This window comes from Pseudotenacibaculum haliotis, assembly GCF_042684245.1.
Taxonomy (GTDB): domain Bacteria; phylum Bacteroidota; class Bacteroidia; order Flavobacteriales; family Flavobacteriaceae; genus Polaribacter; species Polaribacter haliotis_A.
The window spans coordinates 36,243-57,777 of record NZ_JBHULH010000012.1; the positions used below are offsets into that span (position 1 = coordinate 36,243).

Here is a 21,535-nt window from a genome sequence, read left to right on the forward strand (position 1 = left end):
TTAATTTAATTATTATCCTGTTCTTTCTTTTTGTCTTCTTCTTTCTTCTTTTTAGCAGCGTCTTTCTTCTCCTTCAACAGTTTTCTTTTTGCTTCTATATCAGCCAATCTTTTTTTTCTGGCTTCATCAATCTTCTTTTTTCTGGCCTCTCTGTCTGCTTGTTTCTTTTTCCTGGCGGCCTCTTTTGCTGCTAAAGCTTTCTTTTGCTTTTCTGTTAATCCTGCAGTAGGATCTTTTTTAGCAGCAGCTCGTTTTTCTTTGTTCTGTTGAACCTTTCTATCTCGTACTATAGATTTTAAAACGAGATCGCTAATATCGTGTTTTTTATTGGAATAGAGCATAACTAAATCGCTGGATTTGTCAAAAACAAAATCGTATTTTCTACGAGTTGCAATGCTCTGAACCGAATTGTATACTTGGTCTTGAACCGGCTTTACCAATTGCTTTCTTAATAAGAACATATCGCCATTAGGACCAAAGTATAAAGATTCTAATCTTCTTAACTCTTGTTGTTTTAACGTAATCTCATCTTCTTTTTCTTGAATCAGGTCTTGCGTTAAAATTGCTCTCTCATTTGCTAGATCGGTTTTTAGTTTTTCAATGTGTCTGGCTAGTTTATCTAACTCACCTCTCCATTTGGTTACTTTTGCGTCTAACGTATTTTGAGCGTCTAAATATTCAGGAACATTTTCCAGAATATACTCCATATCTATATAAGCGATTCTCTGTGGCTTTTGTGCTATGGCAACCATGGCGCAAAGAAGAAATACAGATAAAGAGATTTTCAACTTCACAATACTATGCTTTGAAAATATCATGCCAAAAAAAATTAAAGTTAATCCCCCACTTGTTAGAACTGCTGTCCAATGATGAAGTGCGTTTGCCATCCAGACTTCACATTTGAACCAGGAAGAGGGTCGAAACCATGCGCAAAATCGATTCCTAACAAACCAAATGCAGGCATAAATATTCTAATCCCCAGTCCAGCAGATCTTTTTAAATTAAACGGATTAAAGTTACTAAAATTGTCATAAGAATTACCAGCTTCTAAAAATCCTAAAGTATAAATAGAAGCACTAGGGGAATCAGTAATAGAATATCTTAACTCTAATTGAAATTTATTATAAATGGTACCTCCATCAATAGAAGATAACCTGTTGTTTTCATAACCTCTTAAACCAATGTTTTCTCTACCATCTAATTGGAATTGAGCAATACCATCTCCTCCAACAAAGAAACGCTCGAAAGGAGTAGTTCCTAATTCTCTACTGTAGAATCCAAGGTATCCCATCTCTGCATTGGCCATTAAAACAAGCTTAGGAGTAAACCCGTTATACCACTTTCCTTTAAAGAGTAATTTGTAGTATTCTAACCACTTAAATCTCTCTGCAGGAGGTAAACTTTGATAATCTTTGTTGTTAAATAACGAGTATGGAATTGTTGCTTTAGCACTCAAGCTAAATGTAGATCCATACGTAGGGAAAATCAAACTAGGACCCGCTGAGTTTCTAGATAATGTAACGTTGTAAGCCAAATTGTTTAAGCTTCCATTACTTAGAATATCTTCACCAACTCTAAACTGATAGTTGTTCAAGTTAAAACTTTGGTAACTGATAGTTTGTGATAATGAGAAGTAGTCACTTGGCCATTGTAATCTCTTTCCTAAACCGATAGATGCTCCAATAATTCCTAAACTTCTGCTTCTGTCTACATCAAAGGTCTGTGGGTTTAACTGGAATTGTTTAGAAGAATATACAGAGAAAGACAACGATTGTGGTTTTCTTCCTCCTAACCAAGGTTCAGTAAATGAGAAACTATATGTGTTAAATGTTCTACTTGTTTGTAAACGCAAGGCTAAAGATTGACCATCTCCCATAGGAAGAGGCTTATATGCATCTTTATTAAAGATGTTTCTGATAGAGAAGTTGTTGAAGGAAAGTCCTAAAGTACCAATAAAGGAACCTCCACCATAACCACCTTGTAGTTCGATCTGACTTCCACCTTTTTCAACTACAGTAAATTCAATATCTGCTGTTTTATCTTGGAAGTTAGGTCTTACATCCGGAGTTACGTTTGTGTCAAAGAAACCAAGCTGACCAATCTCACGAATCGAACGAATAATTTCTCTTCTACTAAAAAGATCTCCCGGTTTTACACGAAGCTCACGGTAGATTACACGGTCATTTGTTTTATCGTTTCCAACAACAGTAACTTTGTTAATGGTTGCTTTTTCATCTTCTCTAATACGAATCTCAACAGTAATAGAGTCGTTTACAACTTTTGTTTCAACCGCATTTACCTGAGAGAATAAGAAACCATTGTTTTGGTATAAAGTCTGAATATCTTCAGAAGTAGGAGTACCGTCTCCTGTAATTCTCTCTTTTAACACGGCACCGTTATAAATATCACCTTTTTGAATCTTTAAAATTTGATTCAAACGTTCTGCAGTATAACTCTTGTTACCTACATAGATGATATCTCCAAATCTATATTGACGCCCTTCTTCAAGTGTAATGTCAATATTAATCGTATTGTCATCATTCCAAGAAAGAGAGTCTTTTAAGATACGAGCATCTCTAAATCCAAGACGGCTGTATTTGTCTAAGATACTTTCTAAATCTTCATCAAACTTATCTTGAATGTATTTAGATCCTTTCCAAAATCTACCCGGAAATCTTCTACGAGTATTTTTCATGGCAGATCTTAACTTTCCATCAGCAAGACTTTGGTTACCATGAAAACGAATATCCTTGATCTTGATCTTATCACCCTTATCAATATGAACATTCATGTTCACCACATTGATGTCTGATGAATCAATTCTTGTGTTAATATTTACTTTAGCTTTTAAGAAACCTTTGTCAGTATATTTCTTTCTGATATAGTTTCTTGTGGTTACGATCAGGTTGTCTGTAACCATAGCTCCGGTTTTAATATCGGCTTCACTCTTTAAGTTCTTAGCCTTGTTCTTTCGAACACCGGTAATGTTAACTTCATTTAACTGAGGAAGTTCCTGTACGTCAAATTGCAGATATACAGTATTTCCATCTACTTTAGATAAGTATACATCTACAGTACTAAATTGCTTACTCTCGTATAGTTTTTTAATAGCACTGGTTAATTTATCTCCAGGAAGTTTGATGGGTTGCCCAACTTTTAATCCGGTAAAAACTTTTACAGTTTGCTCACTAAACTTTTTAAGTCCTGTTATGGAGATTCCTCCAAGAATGTATTCTTTTCCTTTTTGATAAGTAAAGTTCTGTTGTACAGGAATGGTGTCTTTCTTTGCTACGTTCGTAGAATCTTGGGCTTTTGCCGAGAAAGCAGCCATTAATACTAAAAGAAAAAACAAAAAAGAAGTTTTAATCTTACTTTTTTGTTGTTGTAATTTGCTCACTAGTTTTTCCAAATCGTCGTTCTCTATTCTGATATTCAATTATGGCATCATAAAAATGCTCTCTTCTAAAATCTGGCCAAAGTATATCTGTAAAATACAGTTCGGCGTAAGCCATTTGCCATAATAGGAAATTGCTTATTCGTTGTTCTCCGCTGGTTCTTATCATCAAATCAACGTCGGGCAAATTAAACGTATATAAATGATTATTTATAATTTTTTCGTCAATTTCTTCGATGCTAAGTTCGTTATTAACAACTTTTTTAGATATGTTTTTAATAGTATTAACAATTTCTTCTCTAGCACCATAGCTAAGAGCCAGTGTTAATACTATTCGCTTATTATCCTTGGTTTTATCAATAACACTATGTAGTGTTTTCTTTGCATTTTCTGGCAAAGTTTCAATGCTACCAATGGCATTTACTTGTACATTATTCTCTTGAAAAGTTTTCAATTCATTGTTTAAAGAATTGATCAGAAGTGCCATCAAAGCCTTAACCTCTGCTTTAGGTCTGTTCCAGTTTTCTGTAGAAAAAGCGTAAAGTGTAATTGCTTTGGTACCTATTTCAGCAGCGGCTTCAATAGTGTCTCTAACAGCAGTTAATGCATTTCTGTGACCGAAAATACGGTTCATTCCCTTCCCTTTGGCCCAACGACCATTTCCGTCCATGATTACGGCTACGTGATTAGGAACGTTATGAGGGTCAATGCGTAATTTTTTATCCATAAACTATCTGCGGTTAGCATAACATGCAGGTCTTCCAAAGGTGTATACCATAGAAATTCCTGTAAACATATACCAATCATTTGATGTTCCTGCAAAATCTAAACCAGGAAACTGATCGGTAGAGTAATCTAACTTATCTGTAAAGGTATAACGAAATGAAGCTTCTACTGCAAAAGCGATGTTTCCGTATACTTTTGTTTTCCATCCCAGTCCAATAGGAACTGATACGGTTGTGTTTCTCGTAAATCTATAAGTGCCGGGGGAAGTTTCCAATCTTGGAGTCTCATAATCAAGAGCAGCTAATTGTAATAAGATGTAAGGTGTACTTATCTTATTGGCTGATGATAAATCATACTCAAAAAAGTTATACTCTATACCCACTGCAAATTCATTTACAACATTTTTGAAACGAAAGCCTCTTGCTTGCCTGATAGCATTTTCAGACTCAGCATCGTCTCCTAATAAAGAAAAACGGCTTAACGATCCTCTTAAAGCTATTCTAGGGTTTAGGTTGTACTTGTATACAATAGATCCACCGGGGTTGTTGGGTTGAATGTAGTTGGTGCGACCTACGTCGCCAACGTAATTTGTTCCCCCTACAAAAAAACCTATTTCATTGATTTGCGCCAAACAATTGCTTGAAATGCAAATACATAGTAACATCATTAAATACCTTCCCATCCTAAAAAATAGCGAGCAAATATAAATAAATCTATTTGCTTAATAAAGTTAATACTCAGTCTTTTTTGAATAACAATCTTTTTGGTTTTTTATTGTAATTCAAAAGTTAAAGGTTCGATTCATTTCTAGTATCTTCTCCCCAAAGGAGTTTACTTCTTAAAGTAGTTAGGAATGATTGATTCTTGGGAATCACGCTTTTAATGGTGAAAGGCGATTTTTCTATAGATATTGTAGTTTTTTTAGGAACTGATATAATTCTAGAATCCAAAGAGATTAAAAAGTTCTTTTCTCGTGAATCAATCTCTAATTTGATAGATGTATTATCCGGAATTACCATAGGTCTTGCATTCAAATTATGAGGAGCAATAGGGGTAATAACCAAACTCTTAGAATTTGGAGAAATTACAGGCCCATTACAACTCAAAGAATACCCTGTAGATCCTGTTGGTGTAGCTATAATCAAGCCGTCAGACCAATAATTGGTAAGATACTCACCATTGAGAAAGGTTTTTACACCAATCATCGATGTTGTATTCTTTCTGGCAATGGTTACTTCATTCAAAGCAAAAGAAAGCTCTTTGAGTTTTTTGTTTTGAGGAGTAGTTTTAATACTAAGCAAAGTTCTTTCTTGAATCTTATATTCCTTTGCAATCAAAAGCTCCACAGATTCAGCAATCTCATCTTTTTGAACACTGGCTAAAAAACCTAACCTTCCGGTATTGATTCCTAGAATAGGAATGTTTAAATCTCTAACATAGGTAACAGCTCTTAACATAGTACCATCACCTCCTAAACTAAAGAACATATCAAACGAACTATTCAGGTCGTCAAAACTTGAGAAAGTAGGATACTTTTTTTCAAGATGCTGATGTCCTTTCAAGACCTTATAAAAATTGATCTCAAAAAAAACTACCACTTTGTGTTTTTCTAATGCTTCTAGTAAGATTTTTATCTCCTTTTCAGCATTTACCGTATATGTTTGTCCAAAAACAGCTACTTTCTTCATCACATGTCAAGGTATTTTTGCAAATAATCTGAGCGATCTTTCAAATCCTGAAGATAAAAGTCGTCTTTGTATTGCGATATAATATTGTAATTGTATCGTCTAAAGGTTTGAATGATCTCATTTACATCATCCGAACTTACCTTAACAGTTATCTGTGTACTATCTGAGGTTTCGTTTGAAATGTAAAAACCTAAAACTTTTCCGTTGTTGCTTTCTACGATTTGAGTAACCTCACTTGCAGAGAATTCTTTGTTTGATTTTTCTGCTATAATCTCAACTCCGTTTTCATATAAAAAAGGACTGCCGGAAAACAGATCTAAAATATCACTCAACTCAAAATAGCCTAGATATTTTTTCTCGTTGCTAAGCACCGGAAGCATGTTGCAATCGTTATCAGCAAAGAGTTTTACCAGTTCTAATACTGTAACATTTTCAACAGCAAAAAAGAAATCTATAAGGTGAGAGTGCTCAGAAATAGGAGCATTATTGTCTTCTATGGTTTGTACATCACTCTCAGAAATACAACCTAAGAGTTGCCCGTTTTCTACAACCGGAATGTGCGTAATTGGAAACCCTTTAAACAATTTTTGAGCTTCCTTAATTGAGTTCAAGAGACTTAACTCTTTGATCTCATTTAAAATGTATTCTTTCAGATTCATCTCCTACGAATATAGTTTAAAATGATCATAAAACGATTATTTTGATGACCAAAGATTGCATCTGACAATTCAAAAAACAATAAGAATAAACAGATGAAATAGGTTACCTTTGTGCTTTATTTTAAAGCGATGACAAAGTTAAGCGTAAATATCAATAAAATTGCTACACTACGTAATTCTAGAGGAGGAAATGTGCCAAATTTAGTGCAAGCAGCAGTAGACATTCAAGAGTTCGGAGCAGAAGGAATTACCATCCACCCAAGACCGGATGAAAGGCACATTAAATATCAAGATGCATACGATTTAAAACCTGTAGTTACCACAGAGTATAATATTGAAGGAAATCCTATAGATAACTTCAAAAAGCTGGTATTGGAGGTAAAGCCTACTCAAGTAACCTTGGTTCCGGATAGTGTAGATCAATTAACCTCAAATGCGGGCTGGGATACTATAACACATCAATCGTATTTGCAAGATGTGATCGCAGAATTTAAAGAAGCAGGAATTCGTACTTCGATTTTTATCGATACCGACTTAAAGCTCATAGAAGCTGCTGCAACTACAGGAACGGATAGGATTGAATTGTATACAGAGCACTTTGCTACTGAGTTCGACAGAGGAAATAGAGACGCAATAAAACCTTATGCAGAAGCTGCTGTTTTAGCACATGAGCTAGGTTTAGGTATTAATGCAGGTCATGATCTGAGTTTAGAAAACATTCAGTTCTTTAAACAAAACATTCCTCATTTGGCTGAAGTTTCTATTGGTCATGCACTTATTTCTGAGAGCCTGTACTTAGGGTTGCAGAATGTAGTGAATATGTATTTAGATCGACTAAGCTAAATAAATTAATGGTCATTACGAGTACAGCGAAGTAATCTCATTATTTTATAGAAAATGAAGGAAAGATTACTTCAATTCTTTTTAGAATTTCGTAATGATGAGGAATACATTTTACAAACATTGATTACTGAAAATGGACATATTACATTCTAGGATTGTTGGACAAGGAAAGCCGTTTTTAATTCTTCACGGATATTTTGGAATGGGGGATAACTGGAAATCCTTAGCCAATCAATTTGGAGAATCTTTTGAAATGCACTTGATCGATCAACGAAATCATGGACGAAGTTTTCATGCAGATGAGTTTGATTATGAGCTAATGGTAGAAGACTTGCATGAATATATAACTCATCATGATCTGGATGATATCATTTTACTAGGGCATTCTATGGGAGGGAAAACAGCCATGTTGTTTGCTGTTGAATACCCAGAGATCGTAGATAAATTATTAATTGCTGATATTTCACCAAGGTATTATCAACCTCATCATAATGAAATATTAAAAGCATTGAACTCTGTTGATTTTTCTGTGCATACTTCCAGAAAAATGGTAGAAGAACAATTGGAAAAATATATCCCGGAAATGGGTGTTCGTCAATTTTTATTGAAGAATGTGTACTGGAGAGAAAAAGGACAGTTAGATTTTCGTTTCAACTTACAATCTTTAACAGAGAATAATTCTGAGGTAGGAAGAGCCTTGCCATCATTTACCAGTTTTGACGGAGAAACTCTATTTCTGGCAGGAGGAAATTCAAACTATATCACACAAGATGAAATTCCATTGATCAAGGCACATTTTCCAAATGCTAAAGTAGTTACTGTTCCTAATGCAGGACATTGGTTGCATGCAGAAAACCCTAAAGGGTTTTATGAAGAAGTGATGCAATTTCTAGGATAGTTTTTCGCTTCTAACAATCTTGTAGAGATTTAGGTAAATATACCTATAAATGAGCTTGTTGACTTTCTTACATTTGAGAAGCTTATTTCTACCGATCATGAAAAACGCAATCAAACTTCCTTTTCAATTTGATGGAGATCGAATGAAACAAGAGTTGGAATCTATCTCAGACTCGTTTCAATTGATCAAAAATGCCTACACGGGAGATACCTTGTTTGGAATGCATTTGATTCTACCCAACAAAGACGGAATTGCCAATGAAAGAGGGCAGACCTTTTATATGACAGAGGAATTAAAAAAATGTCCTTATCTGCAAGAAGTATTGCATACATTTCAGAGCAACATATTAACGTTCAGAACTCAAAATTTAAAAGCAGGAGGAAGGATTGAAAGACATAGTGATGGTGATAAAGGATTGAATAGTAACGTGGTTCGACTAAACATTCCAGTGGCTACTAATGAAGAGGTCTATACCTATTTTAATGAAGAGAGGATACCGATGAAGAACGGAGAATGTTGGTTGCCCGATGTGACAAAAGTTCACGAAATGGAAAACAAATCAGATGAAACGCGATGGCATATCATGATCGATTGTGATCTGAATGATTGGTGGAAGAATATTCTAGTAGACTATGGTTTTGACTTTGAGTTAGAGTCTCAATACAAGCATTATTCTATAGAAGAATTACAAGCGATCAAGAAAAGATTTTTGTCTATGGGAATGAAGGAATCTGATGAGATAGTTTACGAGCTTGAATTGGAATTGACTTCCAGAGTTTAGAAAACAGATAAAACAAAACCCGAGCATTGCTCGGGTTTTTTATTGACTTATTTGTTTTTTGCTAATAAATCTCTAATCTCAGCAAGTAACTCTTCTTGCGTAGGTCCTGCTGGTGGTGGAGGCGGAGCCGGCTCCTCTTTTTTCTTCATCTTGTTTACACCTTTGACAACCATAAACATTACAAAAGCTACAATGATGAAGTCGATAACATTGGTGAGAAACTCACCGTACAATACAGCTACTTCCCCGGTTATTTTACCGGAAGCATCTGCAACTCCTTCTTCAACTACCCACTTTAGATCTCTGAAATCTGATTCGAAAACCAAACCGATCAAAGGAGATACAATTCCCCCCGTGAACGAAGTCACTACTTGCTTAAAGGCAGCACCCATAACGAAACCGACAGCGATATCGACAAGGTTACCTTTCATTGCGAATTCCTTGAATTCTTTAACCATTCCCATATTAGTTAAATTTTAGTTAGTTAATAGAATTCTAAAAGTAGAAAAAATATTTAAGAAGTCAAGATTCTTTTAACTCGCTGAGAAATAGCAGTTAAAATCTCATAAGAAATAGTTTCTGCTTCTTCTGCCATATGAAGTATATCTTGCTGGTTTTTGAAAATATAGACCTCATCTCCTTCTTTACAATCAATCTTGGTGATGTCTATCATAATCATATCCATACAAACATTTCCAATAATAGGAGCTTTTTGTCCGTGTAGAGTTACATAGCCTTTTTCATTTCCCAAACGTCTAGAAATTCCATCTGCATGACCTATCGGAATAGTGGCTGTTTTTGAAAATCCTTTAGAAACAAAAGCTCTGTTGTAGCCAACTGTTTCACCAGGTTCTATCATGTGTATTTGCGAAATGACAGATTTTAAAACATGTGTGTTTTTCAGCTGAGAAGTTTCTTTTTCATCATTCCCAAATCCGTACAAACCAATACCAAGTCTTACCATATCAAACTGTGCTTGCGGATAATTCACAATACCTGATGTGTTTAGGATATGAATCATAGGTTCGTAACCTAAATGCTCATAGATCTTTTTTACGATGTAAGCGAAATTGTTGATCTGGTTGATCGTAAATTCCTTTTCATCATGATCTTCGCTAGCAGCTAAGTGTGAAAAGATAGATTCAACTTTAACGTGTTTCGATTCCTGAAGCTTTGACAAGATCAATGGAATATCATTGTGCCATAATCCCAATCGATTCAATCCGGTATTAAACTTTAAGTGTACTGGATAATTCATCAATAAAGCCTCATCAGCATAAGCTAGAAAAGCAGTGAGTGTTTTGAAACTGTAAATGCTAGGCTCTAAACGATTTGCTACCAGTTGATCGAAATTTTGGACTTGAGGGTGCAGCACAAGAATAGGTGTTTCAATTCCTGCTTCTCGCAAAGCAACACCTTCGTGTGTATAGGCTACAGCAAAATAATCAACCTTGTCTTGTAAAAAAGAAGCAACCTGAACACCATCACTACCATAGCCAAAAGCTTTTACAACAGCTAGTGTTTTTGTGTTTGGGTGTAATTTCTTTTTGAAGTAATTGAGGTTGTGCTCTAAAGCCTTTCCATCAATTTCAAGAACCGTTACGTGATTATTCATCTTCTTTTTTTTCTTTCAAAGCCTCGGCTTTAAGCATGGCTTTGTGATAGGCAGCTCTACTTAAAGGTTCGTACTCTTGAGTCTCCCCTAAAAAGACAATATCGTCGCTTTGAGCTTTTCTAAAACTATAATGAGCCAAATTTCCGGTTCGAGTACAAACTGCATGTACTTTGGTAACATACTCGGCAGTAGCCATCAATGCAGGCATAGGTCCAAAAGGATTTCCTTTAAAGTCCATATCTAACCCGGCAACGATTACTCGAATTCCTCTGTTGGCAAGTTCATTACAAACAGAAACGATTTCATCGTCAAAGAATTGTGCCTCATCTATACCCACTACATCCACTTCGTTTGCTAACAGTAAAATGTTGGAAGATGCAGGAACTGGAGTAGAACGAATCTCGTTAGCATCGTGAGATACTACCATTTCATCATCATAACGGGTATCTACTGCGGGTTTAAAAATCTCAACCCTTTGTTTGGCAAATTGTGCACGTTTTAGTCTACGGATCAACTCCTCTGTTTTCCCCGAAAACATGGAGCCGCAAATAACTTCGATCCATCCAAATTGTTCTGTATGATTTACGGTATTTTCGAGAAACATTTTGTAATTTTAAGCCTTGTAAGAGATTTGTTTCGTTCTTTATGAATGTAGGCAAATTTATTAAAAAATGACTTCAATATTGAATTAAAGAGAACAACTTATGCACAAAAAATTGGCGGCAGACCTCACTAGTTTAGCACACAGTATCTTACAAATGAAAAACAAAGAAGATGTGTTTGCTCTTCAAAAAAAGGCACATGAGGTATATGAGAAACTATCCGTTTTAGCATATGTAGAAGAATATATTAACAATACGCCCAATCCGGAACATACCAAAGAAGAACTCATCGAAAAGATAGAAGAAGTAGCTGCAAAAGCTGAAGAATCTATTGTAGAAGAGGAGATCATTAGGCATGAATTGGAAGAAATAGCTGAGGCAAAAGAAGAGGAAGAAATTGAAGAAGAAATCGAAGTTAAAGAAGTAGAGCAGGAAGAAAAAATTGAAGAAGTAGTTGAGCCCGAGGCTGAACAGGCAGAAGAAGTTGTAGAAGAGGGAACTGTAGAGGAGGTTCAGGAAACTGAAGAGAAGGAAGAGGAAATAGTAGAACCAACTGCAGAAGAGGTTGAAGAACCGGAACCTATAGTTGAAGAAAAAGAAGAAGAGGTAATTGAAGCTCAAGAAGAATTATTTCCAACAGAAGAGGAAATAATTGAAGAAGAAAAAGAAGAAGAGAAACCTTCTTTGGAAAACGAGTTGCAAGATACCATTGCCGTTGACGTAGTTGCAGACCTTTTTGAAAATGCTCCTAAAAAATCATTGAACGATAAATTACATGGCGATATTCAGATTGGGTTAAACGATCGTATTGCTTTTGTTAAAAATCTTTTTGACGGAAGTCAGGAAGATTTCAACCGTGTAGTTTCGCAATTGAATACTTTCAAAACAGAAAAAGAAGCTAAAAAGTTCATCAGTAAAATGGTAAAGCCAGATTATGATTGGACAGAAAAAGAAGAGTTTGAAGAGCGTTTTATGAACATTGTAGAACGTAAATTTTTATAAAAAGAGAATCGAATGAAGATAGAAGTTTCCAACGGAGAGATTATAGACAAGTACACTATTTTAGAGATCAAACTTTCTCAAATAAAAGATGTTCAAAAGCTGAAGAATATTCAACATGAATTTGATGTTCTTACACCTGATGTAAAGAGTATCTATGCTTCTGTAGAAGATCAAGACCATTTAAAAAAATTACACAACGACTTATTGGAGATCAATAAGAAATTATGGAAAATAGAGGACGATATCAGAGAATGCGAACGCGCAAAGGATTTCGGGCAAACCTTTATTGATTTGGCTCGAGCTGTTTACTACACAAACGATGATCGCTCGGTTGTGAAAAAAGACATCAATGAGTTTACAGGTTCAGATCTAGTAGAAGAAAAATCGTACGAAGATTATAAGTCAGAATAAGAACTAGCCTATTTTTTGCTTTAATCGTTCTATTTCTTTTTTACTGTTTCCAACAAAGATTTCATCGTCTACAATAAATACCGGGCGTTTTAAGAAAGTGTATTCGTCTAGGATAAATTGTCTGTAATCTTGTTCAGATATAGACTCTCCTTTTAAGTCCATTGCTTTGTACTTCTTAGCACGTTTGTTAAACAAAGCTTCATAGCTTTGCGTAAATGAGTGCATTTCTTCCAGTTGAGGAACAGTTACAGGGTGAGCCTTTATCTCTTGTTTTTCAAAACCTTCAATATTTACTTCTTTTAAAATCCTTCTACAAGTATCACAAGTTTGTAAAAAATAAACTTTCTTCATGGTGCTGTTATTTATAAAACAAAAACCGTTTTTAGGCGGTTATTTTTGTAAGTTCGCAAGTGTAAAAATAAAACAGTCTCAGACTGTTTGGCTAAAATAATCAGAATTCATGAAGACACAATTTGATATTCTCAGAAAAGTAAGAGAATTGACAATGAAAACAATTCAAGGCTTAACGCTAGAGCAGTTGCATGCCATTCCAGAAGGGTTTAAAAATAACATTGCATGGAATGTTGCACACTTGGTAGTTACACAACAGTTGTTGCATTACAGAATGTCTGGCAAGGATTGTCTTGTGCCGGATGAGCTTATTGAATTGAACAGAAAAGGAACCAGTCCATCTTCACAATTTACACAAGAAGAGTTTGATGAAGTTCTAGAATTGTTTGAAGGACTGCCTGATACCTTGGAAGAAGATTATAACGAAGGAATCTTTACAGAGTACAACCCTTATGAAACAAGTACCGGTTTTGTGTTGGATTCTATGAATACGGCGATTACTTTTAACAACTTTCACGAATCACTTCATTTAGGAGTGATTATGTCTATCAAGAAATTAGTGTAATGTTTTGTAATTTTGCACAACTAAAATTTGAAATCTAAACAAATGAAATTTAATACAAAGACGATCCACGGAGGACAGAAGCATGAAGAAGCAACAGGTTCGGTAATGCCTCCTATTTTTCAAACGTCAACCTACGCGCAATCAAGCCCGGGAAATCATAAAGGATATGAATATTCAAGAGCAGCCAATCCTACAAGAACTGCATTAGAAAATAATTTTGCAGCGATTGAAAACGGAACACATGGTTTTGCTTTTTCTTCAGGTTTATCAGCTATCGATTGTGTATTAAAAATGTTGAATCCGGGAGATGAGGTAATTGCAGGAGATGATTTATATGGAGGAACGTACAGAATGTTCACCAGAATGTTTGAGAAATACGGATTGAAATTTCAGTTTGTAGACATGAATACAGTAGAGAACGTTTCTAATGCTATTTCAGCAGCAACCAAATTAGTTTGGTTAGAAACACCTACAAACCCATTGATGAAGATTGCAGACATTGAAGCAATCTCTAAAGCTGTAAAAGCAAAAGATGCTAACATCTTAGTAGCAGTAGACAATACATTTGCAACTCCTTATTTACAACAACCTTTAGATTTGGGAGCAGATATTGTAATGCACTCCGCAACAAAATACTTAGGTGGACATTCAGATCTAGTAATGGGAGCTTTAATGGTAAAAGATGCAAAGCTTGCAGAAGAATTACACTTCATTCAATTTGCAGGAGGAGCTGTAGCTGGACCTATGGATTCTTTCTTAGCATTAAGAGGAATTAAGACATTGCACGTAAGAATGCAAAGACACTGTGAAAATGGAAAAGCTGTTGCAGAATTCTTAGCCAACCACGATAAAGTAGGAGAAGTGTATTATCCTGGGTTTGAAAATCATCCAAATCATGAAGTAGCTAAAAAGCAAATGAAAGATTTTGGAGGAATGGTATCTTTCCGTTTAAAAGATGAAAGTCAAGCAGCTGCATTCCAATTTTTAGAAAACACCAAGGTATTTACGTTGGCAGAATCTTTAGGAGGTGTAGAGAGTTTGGTAAACCACCCGGTTACAATGACACACGCTTCTATTCCTGAACCTGAAAGATTAAAAATAGGGATCACAGATTCTTTGATCAGATTAAGTGTCGGAATTGAAGATATAAACGATTTGCTGTCAGATTTAGAACAGGCATTAAATCAATAAAACATGATAAGAAAGGAATTCTGAAAAGAGTTCCTTTTTTTTATCTATTAAAGATAGATAAAGGACGATCGAAGTTTAGGTGATAAATAACACCAAACTGTAGGTTTAATAACCACTCATTGTTTTTGTTTTCAATTACGTTGGCTTGTAAACCATCTACGGCATCAGAGAAGAAGAATTGCCAGTTAAACTGTAAATTGAAATCGATCTTTGGATTGAATTTATAACGGATACCAGCACCAAAAGTTGCTGCAAAGGTTGTTCCTTTTCCAACATCTAAAGCTCCAGGAGTTCTCCACTTGTTAGGTAATACCGTAATGTCTTGTTCCCAATCTCCCAAAGTAGAATTTAGGGAGTTGCTAAACATTGTGTATTGAAGTCCTGCTAAAACATAAGGATTCCATCTGATATCTGACCAAGGATAGATAAAATCCTTCAAACATCTCATATAATACTCCAATTGAAATCCAACATTGGTAATGTTGGCTATTCCGGTCATGGCTTTTAGTTGTCTACCCAAATCAGTATTTTCATTTACAAACCTACCGTGATGTTGAAAATTAGCATTGGTAATAATATTTAATTCACTACGTAAAGCTAAATAACTCCAAATCTTATGATCTGCGTTCCATCTTGGATCTTTGTTAAAGAAATGTAATGTGTGGGTAAAACTTAAAGAAACAGCACTATTTCCATAACTACTTAGGTAATTGTTACGAACACCATAGTCCGTTTGTATGGTCGCGGTACCAGCATGAAAACCTACGTCATGTGTGAAAAATTGTGCATTAGTAACTTGATTCGCTAATAACACAAGGGGTATTATTAAGAGAAATTTTCTCAAAGGGGCCAATTTATGGAGACAAATATATTAAAAATGATAATATATAATAACTTCGTTTTGATTACTTTATTGTAATTATTGCATTCAAAGTCCAATTAGGGCGAACAGCTTGCTCCTCAGGAAAGTATTCAATTACCTCAGCTTCCTTTTTTAATAAGAAATTACCGGTATCCCATTTGCCATTGTTATTCTCGTCATAAATGACGCGGATTTTATAGGTTTTTGGAGTTAAGTACTTGAAAGTTATTGTTTTGTTAGCGTCAGCAACTTCTTCAGTTACAGTTTTGTCGTTGGTGTCAGTTATTTGAATAATTACATTTTTGGACTGTGGATTGATAACGGAAACGATGATTTCTCCGTAATCTTCCAATGATTTTGTCCTAAATTTATTTTGAATTGTGTCTTTATTCACATAATTAAAAATATCGGTAACTGCATTAGGATAAATGTCTAAGGTATAGTTTTGACTAAGTTTTTTATCGAAAAGGAAACCAAACTTGTTCTCTTTTTGAGAAATAAAAGGAGTATAAGGAACCTTAATTGTATCCTTATCTACTAAAGAGATCTTTGTTGTGTCTATGTTTACTATTGGGTTGTTGGTATTAAAGAACAACGTATCTTTAAATTCTAAGAGACCTCTAGTAACAGGAGAAATAGATAAAGAATCTAATGTCTTCTTTCGCAGATTTACCGTAGCTGTATCAATAGTATTTCCTCTAATTATTTTAAAAACCAACGAATCTCTTTCAATAGGAGAGTGCCATACATTTAAGGTATCCTTGTCTTTTTCAAAATGAGCGATGGTTTTAAAATCATCAGGAACATCAGAAAGAACCTCTACTTTCATCCCATCGGCCTTTCCTTCGTAACTAAAGATCAATTGCCCTTTTCTAGCTTCTCTTACTCGCTTAAAACTATAAGGTAAGATTTCTTTAAAAAGAGATATAGGCTTGATTAAAACACTATCTTTTGGAAGCTGTATTGTATCTCTGTAAAAACCAATTTCATCCATTTTAGGATTAAAAATATAATCGCTGGCAGCATCTTTTAATGCAATCAGAAAATAAGCTCCTTCTTTTATATTGGTAAACTTATAGTTAGAAGTATCTAATGTGCTAGTCACATAATTTGGTTTTTTCTTGTAAACAGTAGAATCTGTATATGTACTGTCTAACCTGTACAGAAGTAATTTGATATCCTTGATCTTATCAGAAGAATAAGAATTCTTTACACTTCCTTTAAGAGTGAGTGAATCTATATAGTTACCTGTAGAAAAAACATATTTGAATCGTGCGATTTTATTTCCTTCATTGTTATCCTGAATACTATTTCCAAAATCAAAAGTATAAGTTGTATTCTCTTGCAAAGTATCTAGTAGTTTTATGCTGATGAACTTACTAGGGCTGCCTTGTGGAGTAATTAAAGAAGGGTTTTCTGGGTTTAACGGAGGAGAAATGATCAATTGTTTGTTCAGATCTTTTAACGTAATGTATTCATCAAAATAGAGATAGATTTCTCGTTTGTCAAAATTTATATGCTCATAAGGAGGGTCAGCCGTTACAAAAATTGGGGCTTGCTCATCTTTAGGGCCACCACTGGGTCTTCCTTTTTTTGCGCAAAAGGAAAAGGTTAATGCGATGACAGATAGAAAAAGAAAATGTAATTTTTTCAACTCCGTGAATTTACTACAAATAAACAATATATTTTTCGGAAAGCGATGTGAGAGTATTGTTAATTTTATACTGTTACAGCCATGGTAACAAGACTTATTTTCACATTCTCGACTTTTAAAAGTTCTAGACTACAGCTCTCCAGAGTTGCACCTGTAGTTACAACGTCATCTATCAACAAAACGTGCTTTCCTATCATGTTTTTAGTGTTTTCTACAATGAATTTTGAATCTGTATTGCTAAATCTGTCTAACCTTTTTTTGAAAGTTTGCGTTTTGGTAAAAGAAACACGTTGTAAAACCTGATCGCAATATTCAACGCCAAGAATGGTGCTTAAAGATTTTCCAAATTGAGTTAGCTGATTGTAGCCTCTTTGTCTTAACTTTTTTGAATGCAGTGGAACAGGAATAATACAATCAATATCGTGAGAAAAACAAGAGTCTTTTAATTTTTTACCTAATAAAATCCCTATAAAGCTCCCAATATCTTGTCTGTTCTTGTATTTCAGTTCATGAATAAGTTTTTTAGCCTTTCCGGTTTCTGTATAATATAAAAGTGAAGCTCCTTTTTCTATAGGAATACGTCCTTTAAAAATACGAGTAATCTCGTTGGAGTGGTAGTTTTCATGACCAATCAAAGGAAGATCAAAAAGACAAAACAGACAGACGATTTTTTCTTGATCTATGAGCATACGTTCACAACAAACACACATGTTTGGGTAGAAAATGTCCAGTAAATGACGTAGAAATTTCACATCTCACGCTTTTCATAAACATAAGAGATGTAGTATATTAGACTCCTGAAATGTTAAAAAAAGTAATTTTAGGGGTTATCTTTGTAACAAAAGGAGGGGTAATCCTGTCTAGATACTATAAGTTTTAAAAAATCCAACCTTGCTAAACCGATATAAATTTTTCAAAATTGCTATTAAGAATATGAGAACCTCAGGAACCATCACTCCAAGTTCTCGGTTTCTAGCAAGCAAAATGCTTAATAAAATCGATTTTTCCACAGCAGACCTTATTGTAGAATTAGGTCCCGGAAATGGAAAGATCACCAAAAGAATACTAAGTAAATTACAGCCCAATGCTAAATTGGTGTGCTTTGAGATTAACGATCATTTTTATAATGAGCTTAAAAAGCTAAACAATCCTCAATTGATCGTCTTAAAAAAGTCTGCTGAAAATGTAAAAGAAGAATTGGAAAAACTGGGCTACACCAAAAGTTGTCACATTGTTTCCAGCTTACCACTAACCAACATACCCGATCCCGTTTCACAAAACATTTTGCAAAACTCATATGCTTGCTTGGAAAAGCACGGGACATTTGTTCAATTTCAATATACCCCTACGTATTTTAAAAAGCTCAAACAGGTATTTAAAGAATCTATATCCCTAGATTTTGAAATGTTAAATGTCCCGCCTGCTTTTATTTATAGATGTAAAAAAGTCAATTAAATTTCTCTTGATAACTTTTATGAATCCTGTATCTTTGCCCTCATTATGGCAAAGCAAGAAGATCAGTTTAAGAAAGTAATATCGCACGCAAAAGAATACGGTTATATCTTTCAATCCAGTGAAATTTATGACGGATTGAGTGCGGTATATGATTACGCTCAAAATGGAGTTGAGTTAAAGAGAAATATTCGTGACTATTGGTGGAAAGCAATGGTACAAATGCATGAGAACATTGTAGGAATTGATGCTGCAATCTTAATGCACCCAACAACCTGGAAAGCTTCCGGCCACGTAGATGCGTTTAACGATCCTTTAATTGACAATAAAGATTCTAAAAAGCGTTATAGAGCTGATGTTTTGGTTGAGGATTTCAGAGAGAAGATCAATGAGAAGATCAATAAAGACATCACAAAAGCAAAAAAACGTTTTGGAGAAGCTTTTAATGAAGAAGAATTTAGAAGCACGAATCCTAATGTTTTAAGACGTCAAAAACAAATTGATGAGATCACTGAGGAGTTGACAAGAGTTCAGGAAGAAAATGATCTAGAAGGGTTTAAGAACTTGATTGTTGATTTAGGAATTGCTTGCCCGGTATCAGGATCAAAAAACTGGACAGATGTAAAGCAGTTTAACTTGATGTTTGGAACTCAGTTAGGAGCTTCTGCCGATAGTTCTACCCAAGTATATTTAAGACCTGAAACAGCTCAGGGAATTTTTGTGAACTTTTTGAACGTGCAAAAAACAGGAAGAATGAAAATTCCGTTTGGAATTGCACAAACAGGTAAGGCATTTAGAAATGAGATTGTAGCCAGACAGTTTATCTTTAGAATGCGTGAGTTTGAACAAATGGAAATGCAATTCTTTGTAAAACCGGGAACTCAAAAAGAATGGTACGAGAAATGGAAAGAAACTCGTATGAAATGGCATTTGAGTTTAGGAATGGGAGAAGAGAACTACCGTTTTCACAATCATGATAAATTGGCGCATTACGCAGATGCTGCTGCTGATATAGAATTTAAGTTTCCATTTGGATTCAAAGAATTAGAAGGAATTCACTCAAGAACAGATTTCGATTTGAAAGCTCACGAGGAGCATTCAGGAAAGAAATTACAGTACTTCGACCATGAAGATAACACCAGCTATGTCCCTTATGTGGTGGAAACATCTATCGGATTAGACAGAATGTTTTTAGCCGTTTTTTCAAACTCTTTAAAAGAAGAAGAATTGGAAGATGGTTCAACCAGAACTGTATTGAGTCTGCCTCCGGTATTGGCACCTACGAAAGTAGCTGTTTTACCATTGGTAAAGAAAGACGGTCTGCCTGCTATTGCAGAAACAATTGTAGAAGGCTTAAAGTGGGATTTTAGTGTTGTGTACGACGAGAAAGATGCAGTTGGACGTCGTTACAGAAGACAAGATGCAGCCGGAACACCATTGTGTATCACAGTAGATCACGATACAATAGAAGACCAAACAGTAACAGTACGTTACAGAGATACGATGGAGCAAAAGCGTGTGAAGATCGAAGATCTACATGCTTTAATTAAACAAGAAACAGATGTGAAGACTTGGTTGATGAAATGCAACTAAGAAGAATCGATTATATAGAAAAAGCCCACGAATTTTCGTGGGCTTTTTTATGATATGTTATTGAAATTGAAATCCAATATTAACTCCCACTCTGGGAACAATGGTAGGCGAATCTTTGCTAAACAAATTTCGTCCTAAACCACCGTGTACATCCACAGTAAACCCTCCGGAAGAAATATATTTATATCCGATAGCCAAACCTAAGGCTCCATCAGAATAATCTTCAGAAACAGGTATGTTGTTTACCACAGTTTCCTCATCTCCTTTGTTATAAGCAAAAAAGAGTTCTCCAAATAAGTTCCATGTACTTTGAGTAGAAAAGTAATGTCGCACAAAAGGCGTAAACATTTGATCTTCATTGTATCGAAAATCAGAACTCTCGTTCTCAAAATTAAACAATGCAGATACACCTACAGAAGTCTGCTCAGTTACATAATGCTCATAAGATACATTCAATGTTTTTAGAGCCAAAGCATCTGTGATGTTCACTTTGAATTCTTCCTGAGCTAAAACAGCTCCGGAACAAAAAAGGAAAAGAATGAGTGTGAGTTTTTTCATTGCAAATAAATTTACTACTTGTATAACGAAAAGTATACAAACTTAGTGTGAAATTTATTAGAAACGATATCCCAAAGAAATACCAACTCTTCCGGCTACTTCAGAAAAATCGTTCTCGCTGTTGAATAGATTTCTTCCTACACCTAAGAAAACGTCGGCAACAAATCCGTTTTTGGTTACAAATTTTCCTCCTACAGAGATTCCTAAAGAGAAATCGGTGCGTTTATCCACTTCAACGGTATACGTATTTGTAGAACTTAGGAAGATATCGATGTCCTCTTCTGTAGAGTGGATCATTCCAAAAGCTTCCACATAAAATCCTCTAGCGTATTTATTTGAGAAGTATCTTCTATAGTTTGGTGTGATAGAGAAGTTTCTATAAGATTCAAAATCATTGTTGTTGTCCAATCCAAATTGAACATCAATACCAAAAGAAGACTCTTCGTTGATCAGGTATTCGTACGAAAGATCAATCCATTCAGAAACAATAAGCGTTAAGGCATTCATAGAAACCTCATGTTTCTTATTTACATCTTGCGGATAAGGATCGTCTTGTGCGAATCCGATTGCCGAAAAACAAAAAAATACGATAGGTAATAATTTTTTCATAAGTATGAATTTTTTAAAGTTTAAAGGTTTGCAAATAACAACAAGTGTGCCGTATCTGTAAAACAAGGTTTTTTTTTTGAT

24 protein-coding genes are annotated in these 21,535 nt (G+C 34.9%); 9 read left to right on the forward strand and 15 right to left on the reverse strand.

Annotated features, from left to right (window positions below; all coding sequences use genetic code 11):
- Positions 1 to 5: 5 nt before the first annotated feature.
- From ACFSRZ_RS14605 to ACFSRZ_RS14630, 6 genes are all read right to left on the reverse strand, one after another.
- Positions 6 to 794, reverse strand: a complete 789-nt coding sequence (locus tag ACFSRZ_RS14605) for an OmpH family outer membrane protein (RefSeq protein ID WP_379667313.1) — start codon at positions 792 to 794, stop codon at positions 6 to 8.
- A 56-nt stretch (positions 795 to 850) separates the two neighbouring features.
- Entirely contained in the window at positions 851 to 3,331 is a 2,481-nt protein-coding gene (gene bamA, locus ACFSRZ_RS14610; RefSeq protein ID WP_379667694.1) for an outer membrane protein assembly factor BamA, read from the reverse strand.
- A gap of 37 nt (positions 3,332 to 3,368) precedes the next feature.
- A complete protein-coding gene (locus tag ACFSRZ_RS14615) occupies positions 3,369 to 4,121 on the reverse strand; it encodes an isoprenyl transferase (protein ID WP_379667314.1) in 753 nt (250 codons plus the stop codon).
- A 3-nt stretch (positions 4,122 to 4,124) separates the two neighbouring features.
- Positions 4,125 to 4,802 (reverse strand): type IX secretion system protein PorG, encoded by a 678-nt coding sequence (porG, locus tag ACFSRZ_RS14620; RefSeq protein WP_379667315.1) that lies wholly within the window; start codon positions 4,800 to 4,802, stop codon positions 4,125 to 4,127.
- A 106-nt stretch (positions 4,803 to 4,908) separates the two neighbouring features.
- Positions 4,909 to 5,808, reverse strand: coding sequence for an NAD kinase (locus ACFSRZ_RS14625; RefSeq protein WP_379667316.1), 900 nt, complete (start codon positions 5,806 to 5,808; stop codon positions 4,909 to 4,911).
- On the reverse strand, positions 5,808 to 6,467 hold the full coding sequence (locus ACFSRZ_RS14630) for a CBS domain-containing protein (protein ID WP_379667317.1): 660 nt from the start codon (positions 6,465 to 6,467) through the stop codon (positions 5,808 to 5,810). Before ACFSRZ_RS14630 ends, ACFSRZ_RS14625 begins: the two co-directional genes overlap by 1 nt.
- Positions 6,468 to 6,596: 129 nt before the next feature.
- Here ACFSRZ_RS14630 and ACFSRZ_RS14635 point away from each other — a divergent pair, with 129 nt between their 5' ends.
- The 3 genes from ACFSRZ_RS14635 to ACFSRZ_RS14645 all read left to right on the forward strand — a co-directional run bounded on the left by ACFSRZ_RS14635 (position 6,597) and on the right by ACFSRZ_RS14645 (position 8,989).
- Positions 6,597 to 7,310, forward strand: a complete 714-nt coding sequence (locus tag ACFSRZ_RS14635; protein ID WP_379667318.1) for a pyridoxine 5'-phosphate synthase — start codon at positions 6,597 to 6,599, stop codon at positions 7,308 to 7,310.
- 133 nt (positions 7,311 to 7,443) lie between these two features.
- Positions 7,444 to 8,208 carry an alpha/beta fold hydrolase gene (locus ACFSRZ_RS14640; protein WP_379667319.1) on the forward strand — a complete coding sequence of 255 codons (765 nt, stop codon included), beginning with the start codon at positions 7,444 to 7,446 and terminating at the stop codon, positions 8,206 to 8,208.
- A 97-nt stretch (positions 8,209 to 8,305) separates the two neighbouring features.
- Positions 8,306 to 8,989 (forward strand): aspartyl/asparaginyl beta-hydroxylase domain-containing protein, encoded by a 684-nt coding sequence (locus tag ACFSRZ_RS14645; protein ID WP_379667320.1) that lies wholly within the window; start codon positions 8,306 to 8,308, stop codon positions 8,987 to 8,989.
- A 47-nt stretch (positions 8,990 to 9,036) separates the two neighbouring features.
- Here ACFSRZ_RS14645 and mscL read toward each other — a convergent pair whose 3' ends face one another.
- The 3 genes from mscL to ACFSRZ_RS14660 are packed head-to-tail and all read right to left on the reverse strand — an operon-like array spanning position 9,037 to position 11,208.
- A complete protein-coding gene (mscL, locus tag ACFSRZ_RS14650) occupies positions 9,037 to 9,453 on the reverse strand; it encodes a large-conductance mechanosensitive channel protein MscL (RefSeq protein WP_379667321.1) in 417 nt (138 codons plus the stop codon).
- Positions 9,454 to 9,503: 50 nt separating this feature from the next.
- Positions 9,504 to 10,604 carry an alanine racemase gene (alr, locus tag ACFSRZ_RS14655; protein WP_379667322.1) on the reverse strand — a complete coding sequence of 367 codons (1,101 nt, stop codon included), beginning with the start codon at positions 10,602 to 10,604 and terminating at the stop codon, positions 9,504 to 9,506.
- A complete protein-coding gene (locus ACFSRZ_RS14660) occupies positions 10,597 to 11,208 on the reverse strand; it encodes a thymidine kinase (protein ID WP_379667323.1) in 612 nt (203 codons plus the stop codon). Before ACFSRZ_RS14660 ends, alr begins: the two co-directional genes overlap by 8 nt.
- Positions 11,209 to 11,308: 100 nt before the next feature.
- Here ACFSRZ_RS14660 and ACFSRZ_RS14665 point away from each other — a divergent pair, with 100 nt between their 5' ends.
- Together ACFSRZ_RS14665 and ACFSRZ_RS14670 are read left to right on the forward strand one after the other, a co-directional pair.
- Positions 11,309 to 12,208 carry a hypothetical protein gene (locus ACFSRZ_RS14665; RefSeq protein WP_379667324.1) on the forward strand — a complete coding sequence of 300 codons (900 nt, stop codon included), beginning with the start codon at positions 11,309 to 11,311 and terminating at the stop codon, positions 12,206 to 12,208.
- A gap of 12 nt (positions 12,209 to 12,220) precedes the next feature.
- Positions 12,221 to 12,619, forward strand: a complete 399-nt coding sequence (locus ACFSRZ_RS14670; RefSeq protein ID WP_379667325.1) for a DUF6165 family protein — start codon at positions 12,221 to 12,223, stop codon at positions 12,617 to 12,619.
- A 3-nt stretch (positions 12,620 to 12,622) separates the two neighbouring features.
- Here ACFSRZ_RS14670 and ACFSRZ_RS14675 read toward each other — a convergent pair whose 3' ends face one another.
- Positions 12,623 to 12,970, reverse strand: a complete 348-nt coding sequence (locus tag ACFSRZ_RS14675; protein ID WP_379667326.1) for an arsenate reductase family protein — start codon at positions 12,968 to 12,970, stop codon at positions 12,623 to 12,625.
- A 109-nt stretch (positions 12,971 to 13,079) separates the two neighbouring features.
- Between ACFSRZ_RS14675 and ACFSRZ_RS14680 the strand changes: the two genes are divergently transcribed.
- Both ACFSRZ_RS14680 and ACFSRZ_RS14685 read left to right on the forward strand, forming a co-directional pair.
- Positions 13,080 to 13,535, forward strand: coding sequence for a DinB family protein (locus ACFSRZ_RS14680; RefSeq protein ID WP_379667327.1), 456 nt, complete (start codon positions 13,080 to 13,082; stop codon positions 13,533 to 13,535).
- A 42-nt stretch (positions 13,536 to 13,577) separates the two neighbouring features.
- Positions 13,578 to 14,726: a cystathionine gamma-synthase gene (locus tag ACFSRZ_RS14685; protein ID WP_379667328.1), complete on the forward strand. Its 1,149-nt coding sequence runs from the start codon at positions 13,578 to 13,580 to the stop codon at positions 14,724 to 14,726.
- 40 nt (positions 14,727 to 14,766) lie between these two features.
- Here the strand turns inward: ACFSRZ_RS14685 and ACFSRZ_RS14690 are convergent, their stop codons facing one another.
- The 3 genes from ACFSRZ_RS14690 to ACFSRZ_RS14700 all read right to left on the reverse strand — a co-directional run bounded on the left by ACFSRZ_RS14690 (position 14,767) and on the right by ACFSRZ_RS14700 (position 17,994).
- Positions 14,767 to 15,579: a THC0290_0291 family protein gene (locus ACFSRZ_RS14690; RefSeq protein ID WP_449301482.1), complete on the reverse strand. Its 813-nt coding sequence runs from the start codon at positions 15,577 to 15,579 to the stop codon at positions 14,767 to 14,769.
- Between the two features lie 52 nt (positions 15,580 to 15,631).
- Entirely contained in the window at positions 15,632 to 17,242 is a 1,611-nt protein-coding gene (locus ACFSRZ_RS14695) for an Ig-like domain-containing protein (protein ID WP_379667330.1), read from the reverse strand.
- Between the two features lie 65 nt (positions 17,243 to 17,307).
- A complete protein-coding gene (locus ACFSRZ_RS14700; RefSeq protein ID WP_379667331.1) occupies positions 17,308 to 17,994 on the reverse strand; it encodes a ComF family protein in 687 nt (228 codons plus the stop codon).
- A 181-nt stretch (positions 17,995 to 18,175) separates the two neighbouring features.
- On the opposite strand from ACFSRZ_RS14700, the gene ACFSRZ_RS14705 reads away from it, so the two are divergent.
- Together ACFSRZ_RS14705 and ACFSRZ_RS14710 are read left to right on the forward strand one after the other, a co-directional pair.
- Positions 18,176 to 18,697 carry a class I SAM-dependent methyltransferase gene (locus ACFSRZ_RS14705; protein ID WP_379667332.1) on the forward strand — a complete coding sequence of 174 codons (522 nt, stop codon included), beginning with the start codon at positions 18,176 to 18,178 and terminating at the stop codon, positions 18,695 to 18,697.
- 45 nt (positions 18,698 to 18,742) lie between these two features.
- Positions 18,743 to 20,287 (forward strand): glycine--tRNA ligase, encoded by a 1,545-nt coding sequence (locus ACFSRZ_RS14710; protein ID WP_379667333.1) that lies wholly within the window; start codon positions 18,743 to 18,745, stop codon positions 20,285 to 20,287.
- A gap of 57 nt (positions 20,288 to 20,344) precedes the next feature.
- On the opposite strand, the gene ACFSRZ_RS14715 is transcribed toward ACFSRZ_RS14710, so the two are convergent.
- Positions 20,345 to 20,845: a DUF3575 domain-containing protein gene (locus ACFSRZ_RS14715; RefSeq protein ID WP_379667334.1), complete on the reverse strand. Its 501-nt coding sequence runs from the start codon at positions 20,843 to 20,845 to the stop codon at positions 20,345 to 20,347.
- Between the two features lie 57 nt (positions 20,846 to 20,902).
- Entirely contained in the window at positions 20,903 to 21,454 is a 552-nt protein-coding gene (locus ACFSRZ_RS14720; RefSeq protein WP_379667335.1) for a DUF3575 domain-containing protein, read from the reverse strand.
- Positions 21,455 to 21,535: the final 81 nt, after the last annotated feature.

What these genes read in the sequence shown, in the direction of transcription:
- mscL (WP_379667321.1), bottom strand. Translation starts at nt 9,453, where the DNA reads ATGGGAATGGTTAAAGAATTCAAGGAATTCGCAATGAAAGGTAACCTT.
- ACFSRZ_RS14635 (WP_379667318.1), top strand. Translation starts at nt 6,597, where the DNA reads ATGACAAAGTTAAGCGTAAATATCAATAAAATTGCTACACTACGTAAT.
- ACFSRZ_RS14685 (WP_379667328.1), top strand. Translation starts at nt 13,578, where the DNA reads ATGAAATTTAATACAAAGACGATCCACGGAGGACAGAAGCATGAAGAA.
- ACFSRZ_RS14625 (WP_379667316.1), bottom strand. Translation starts at nt 5,808, where the DNA reads ATGAAGAAAGTAGCTGTTTTTGGACAAACATATACGGTAAATGCTGAA.
- ACFSRZ_RS14615 (WP_379667314.1), bottom strand. Translation starts at nt 4,121, where the DNA reads ATGGATAAAAAATTACGCATTGACCCTCATAACGTTCCTAATCACGTA.
- ACFSRZ_RS14705 (WP_379667332.1), top strand. Translation starts at nt 18,176, where the DNA reads ATGAGAACCTCAGGAACCATCACTCCAAGTTCTCGGTTTCTAGCAAGC.
- ACFSRZ_RS14670 (WP_379667325.1), top strand. Translation starts at nt 12,221, where the DNA reads ATGAAGATAGAAGTTTCCAACGGAGAGATTATAGACAAGTACACTATT.
- ACFSRZ_RS14665 (WP_379667324.1), top strand. Translation starts at nt 11,309, where the DNA reads ATGCACAAAAAATTGGCGGCAGACCTCACTAGTTTAGCACACAGTATC.
- porG (WP_379667315.1), bottom strand. Translation starts at nt 4,802, where the DNA reads ATGGGAAGGTATTTAATGATGTTACTATGTATTTGCATTTCAAGCAAT.
- ACFSRZ_RS14660 (WP_379667323.1), bottom strand. Translation starts at nt 11,208, where the DNA reads ATGTTTCTCGAAAATACCGTAAATCATACAGAACAATTTGGATGGATC.
- ACFSRZ_RS14640 (WP_379667319.1), top strand. Translation starts at nt 7,444, where the DNA reads ATGGACATATTACATTCTAGGATTGTTGGACAAGGAAAGCCGTTTTTA.
- ACFSRZ_RS14675 (WP_379667326.1), bottom strand. Translation starts at nt 12,970, where the DNA reads ATGAAGAAAGTTTATTTTTTACAAACTTGTGATACTTGTAGAAGGATT.
- ACFSRZ_RS14710 (WP_379667333.1), top strand. Translation starts at nt 18,743, where the DNA reads ATGGCAAAGCAAGAAGATCAGTTTAAGAAAGTAATATCGCACGCAAAA.
- ACFSRZ_RS14720 (WP_379667335.1), bottom strand. Translation starts at nt 21,454, where the DNA reads ATGAAAAAATTATTACCTATCGTATTTTTTTGTTTTTCGGCAATCGGA.
- alr (WP_379667322.1), bottom strand. Translation starts at nt 10,604, where the DNA reads ATGAATAATCACGTAACGGTTCTTGAAATTGATGGAAAGGCTTTAGAG.
- ACFSRZ_RS14715 (WP_379667334.1), bottom strand. Translation starts at nt 20,845, where the DNA reads ATGAAAAAACTCACACTCATTCTTTTCCTTTTTTGTTCCGGAGCTGTT.
- bamA (WP_379667694.1), bottom strand. Translation starts at nt 3,331, where the DNA reads ATGGCTGCTTTCTCGGCAAAAGCCCAAGATTCTACGAACGTAGCAAAG.
- ACFSRZ_RS14645 (WP_379667320.1), top strand. Translation starts at nt 8,306, where the DNA reads ATGAAAAACGCAATCAAACTTCCTTTTCAATTTGATGGAGATCGAATG.
- ACFSRZ_RS14680 (WP_379667327.1), top strand. Translation starts at nt 13,080, where the DNA reads ATGAAGACACAATTTGATATTCTCAGAAAAGTAAGAGAATTGACAATG.
- ACFSRZ_RS14630 (WP_379667317.1), bottom strand. Translation starts at nt 6,467, where the DNA reads ATGAATCTGAAAGAATACATTTTAAATGAGATCAAAGAGTTAAGTCTC.